General features: G+C 57.4%; 3 protein-coding genes and 1 pseudogene. 1 reads left to right on the top strand and 3 read right to left on the bottom strand.

Translation table 11 applies throughout. The annotated features are described in order from the left end of the window. Positions 1 to 206, top strand: a 206-nt coding sequence (locus ACTIEN_RS21900; protein WP_439525266.1) for a biotin/lipoyl-containing protein, incomplete at its 5' end; no start/stop codon positions are given. Between the two features lie 312 nt (positions 207 to 518). Here the strand turns inward: ACTIEN_RS21900 and ACTIEN_RS21895 are convergent. The 3 genes and pseudogenes from ACTIEN_RS21895 to ACTIEN_RS21885 form a co-directional block, all read right to left on the bottom strand. After that, positions 519 to 1,518, bottom strand: a pseudogene (locus ACTIEN_RS21895) (IS630 family transposase). Positions 1,519 to 1,948: 430 nt separating this feature from the next. Next, a complete protein-coding gene (locus tag ACTIEN_RS21890; RefSeq protein WP_439525265.1) occupies positions 1,949 to 2,995 on the bottom strand; it encodes a LacI family DNA-binding transcriptional regulator in 1,047 nt (348 codons plus the stop codon). An 8-nt stretch (positions 2,996 to 3,003) separates the two neighbouring features. Beyond that, positions 3,004 to 3,993, bottom strand: coding sequence for an ABC transporter permease (locus ACTIEN_RS21885; protein WP_439525264.1), 990 nt, complete (start codon positions 3,991 to 3,993; stop codon positions 3,004 to 3,006). Positions 3,994 to 4,039: the final 46 nt, after the last annotated feature.

Here is a 4,039-nt window from a genome sequence, read left to right as displayed (position 1 = left end):
AGCTTCTCTGCCCGATGCCCGGGCTGGTGGTTTCGCTGGCCGTCGAGGTCGGACAGACCGTGCAGGCCGGCCAGACGCTCGCGGTCATCGAGGCGATGAAGATGGAAACCGGCCTGCACGCCGAACGCGATGCGGTGTTCAAGGCGGTGCATGTGCAGGCGGCGTCCCAAATCGACGCGAAGGATCTGTTGATCGAGTTGGAGTGAGACCGACCGAGTTATTTACATCAGTTCCCTCACCCGAGGTTTAGCCCGCACCCAAGTTTTCGTGTAAAATTCGTCCTCCACCACCTCCCTGTGGGCGACCAACTGGCGGCACCTGCCCACCTGGTGCCGCCCCTTTTCCAAAGATAGCCTGATCAGCGCAGCGTTGCCGAGAAACTGGTTGATCTGGCTCAGGCTTCTTCAGGCTCGTTCAGCAAGAATGTCGAAAGGCAAAGGCCACCACGGCAGTCGGCATGTCGCCTTTCGGGATGATCAATCGGATGTTAGCGCGCAGGACACTAAAGCACCCGGCCTTTAACCTGAGACACATCCGGCAGCCTTGAAGTAGTTCCAGCACTCCTCCGGCGAGAAGAGGTCGCAGATTTCCGAGAGAGCATTGAATATGTCGGTGAAGGATCGTGCGCCGATCCTGCGCAGGTGCGCTTTGAGCTTCGAGAAGGCCATCTCGATCGGGTTCAGGTCGGGGCTGTATGGCGGCAAGAACAAGAATCAGCATCCGGCTTTTCGCATGGCTTTGGCGGCAGCGGCATTCTTGTGTGTGGCGAGGCTGTCCAGGATGACGACGGTTCCGGGGGAGAGTTCCGGCACCAACACCTTTTCAACGTAAGCGGTGAAGGCCGAGCCATCTATTACCGGCAGTGCATTCGCAAAGCGAATGTCACGAGAGGCATGGCCCCTATGATCACCCAGGGGGCGATCATCGCGTCGGCGCTGAGGCCTGCTATGAAGGTCTGGGTGCCCCATGAGCCGAAGGGGGCGTCCATGATCAGTCGCGCGCCCCGCTGAGACCAACCACGCTGGCGGGACAGGTTGGTTTTGACGGAGGTTTCATCAATAAAGACAACGCGTTCCGGGTGCTTCGATACGGCTGGAATGCGGTGCTTGAACCAATCCTCGCGTTGCCGCCTTACCTTGGCACGGCGGCGTTCGGTGGCGACCAGTGACTTTTTTTATACGTGTAGCCCAATTTGCGAAGGAACTTACCGATGGCGTTGGGGTGCGCCTGAACGCTCGTTGCGTCAAAAAGGGCTGCACTCAGCTCGGGTATCGTGATGTCACCATCTTGCTCAATGATTTCAGCGAAGAAGCTCCGATATGGGTCCAGCTTGCCTTTGCCTTTCGGCCGCCCCTGCGGAGCTGCCTCCGCCCGGCCCGTCCGCCGGATCGCAAGCGCCCATCGCGCTCCCGTGGCAGGCGAGAGCTTCAAGCACAATGCTGCCGCGCGGCCGCTTAACCCTTCCTCAATGTATCGCTGAAACCGCGCCCGAAGCGCTGATGGCAAAGGTGCTGACATGATCCATCCTCCCAAACAGGATGAATCACAAAATCATGCGTGTGGGAATCCCCGCGATTCAGATTAAAGGCGGGGCGCTTTAATGGGCCGTTGGACGGCAGTCATCGGGCCAAAGTTGAAAGCGCGCAGCTGTCCCAACCAAAAGTCAGAAGCCAAGATTGACACCCACATTCTCAACAAAATGACCAGGCTTGGCTACGCAAAGTTCGAGGTCATCACTTGACCAAATCTACGGGTATGGGCGGTCTCAACCAAAAGCTGACCCGTGCAACAAGGCCCATCCGGATGATCAAACACAGTCATGTCCTCGGTAAGGATCCGGGTGTCACAGGCGAATTCCGTTTCATGAAGCAGCTTTTCAATCTGGCTGGCTGATCCTCAGAACCCTGGGGCAAGCACTGCGCAAGGCTCAACTATGCAACAGACCCGCTCAGACAGAGTCGCGCTCGATCAATTCGCACTCAACTTTCAGCTGGCTGTGGCGCGGTGTCAGGCCAGCGGCAATGTCCAGTAGCTGATCAACAGCGGTTGCGCCGATTTCATAATGCGGCAGGACAAGTGTCGTCAGTGGAGGGCGCATGTACTGCGCGATTTCGCGGTTGTCAAAACCGACGACGGCAATGTCTTCGGGGATGCGCAGGCCCGATGATTTCAAAGCCTCGTAGCAGCCAATCGCCATCATGTCGTTCGCGCAAAATATCGCATCCGGAGGGGTACGAAGGCCAAGAAGCTTCATGGTGCCATCATAGCCGGACTGCGGCTCCCAGTTGCCGCCATAGACAAGATCAGGATCAAAGGTCAGGTCGTTGCTCGCCAAAGCCTGACGATACCCACGCAATCGGTCGCTTGTGGCATCGATGCCGTCCTGACCGTTGATGAATCCAATCCGCGTGCGCCCGGAATTGATCAGGCATTGTGTGGCAGTGCGACCTCCTTCCAAGTCCCCTGGCAAGACGCTTGGCAGGCGCCGCTTACGGTCATAGCAATTGACCAGTACCGTCGGCGACTTCATCAGAAAGGGGCTGGGTGTGATTTCCCGCGTCAAGATCGTGCCACAAATATAGCCGATGACCTGCATCTGTTCGTATTTCTGGCGCAAGTCGTCGTCTTCCAGAAAACCGCTGCCGCACACAGAAAGCATGAGCGACACACCTCTCTCGAGGGCGCGTTGGCGCGCACCTTCAAACGCGAGGGCCATCCATGGGTCGCTGACCACTTCGTCTACGACAAAAGCAACCAGATTTGTGGACGGCGTCCCTTGCCATGGACCGCGTTGAACTAGGCGATAGCCCAGTTCCTGCGCCGCATCGAATACCTTCTTTCGGGTTGCTTGGCTGAACTTTGCCCCTGGGCTACCGTTGAGGATGAGCGAAACCGTAGCCTGCGATACATCGGCCCTGGCAGCGACGTCCATCATCGTCGGCTTCAGTGTCTTTGTGTTGGCACTCTCGTTCAATTCGCCGCCTTTCTTACACATGCATCTCGTCAGATTCTTGAATTTCGGAACCTATCAAATGCGACTGCCACGATGATGAAGGTTCCTATGAACATTCCTTGCCAGAATGTCGATATACCCAGCAGAATTAGAGAGTTGCGGATAACTTCTATAAGTAACGCACCGACGACCGCACCAAGTGCGGTGCCCTCTCCACCAGCCAAATTGGCGCCGCCGATCACAGCAGCGGCGATCACTGTCAACTCCATTGCCTGGCCCAGATTTGTGGTCACGGACCCAAGCCAGCCTGTCATCAAAATCCCCGTCATACCTGCGGTCAGGGCCGAGAACATGTAGATCGTGACCTTCTGTCGCTTCACAGCAATGCCGTTAAGGGTCGCGGCCTGCTCATTGCTGCCGATGGCATAGACATACTGCCCCCAACGGGACCATTTCAAGATCAGGGCCGTCATAATGGCAAGCGCGACAAGCACATAGGTCGGATGCGGAAGGCCAAGGGTCGACCCGCCGCCGATCCAGAGAAGCAGGTCGTGGTCGGGGCCGAATTCCCAGATCATCTTGTTGTCAGACAGCACCATGGCCAGCGACCGTGCGCCCGCCAGCGTGCCAAGCGTCACAACGAAGGGCGGCATGCCTGCGTAGGCAATTAGAATACCGTTAAACGCCCCCACCGCCAGAGCCGCGATCAGGGCGACCGTGGCAGCTACGGCAAAGCCCCAGCCGCCAGACATAAGGACGCTTAGCACCATCGCAGAGAGTACCACGGTTGACCCGACAGACAGGTCGATCCCACCGGATGCGATGACCACCGTCATGCCGATCGCGATAATAGCCACGAAGGTAAAGTTGCGCAAAACGTTGAAGATGTTGCGCTGCGTGGCAAAGGTGTCGGTCAACAGTGTAAGTGCGACGCATGCCGCGACGGCTGCAAGAACAACCCAGAAAACGGGTACGGATGTCAGCCTCGATAATGGGCTGCTGTGTTCGGATTTCCCGATGATGTCATCAAGGGTGATCATGCTGATGCTTCCTCTGTCCATGCGGCGTCGATGGCGCCGGTGATCA

This window comes from Marivita sp., from assembly GCF_051859345.1.
GTDB lineage: Bacteria > Pseudomonadota > Alphaproteobacteria > Rhodobacterales > Rhodobacteraceae > Marivita.
The sequence above is the reverse complement of the archived record's forward strand: the minus strand, read 5'-3'. Positions and strand labels throughout refer to the sequence as shown.

Excerpts from the sequence above, each read along its gene's own strand:
- ACTIEN_RS21890 (WP_439525265.1), bottom strand. The coding sequence starts at position 2,995 with ATGTGTAAGAAAGGCGGCGAATTGAACGAGAGTGCCAACACAAAGACA.
- ACTIEN_RS21885 (WP_439525264.1), bottom strand. The coding sequence starts at position 3,993 with ATGATCACCCTTGATGACATCATCGGGAAATCCGAACACAGCAGCCCA.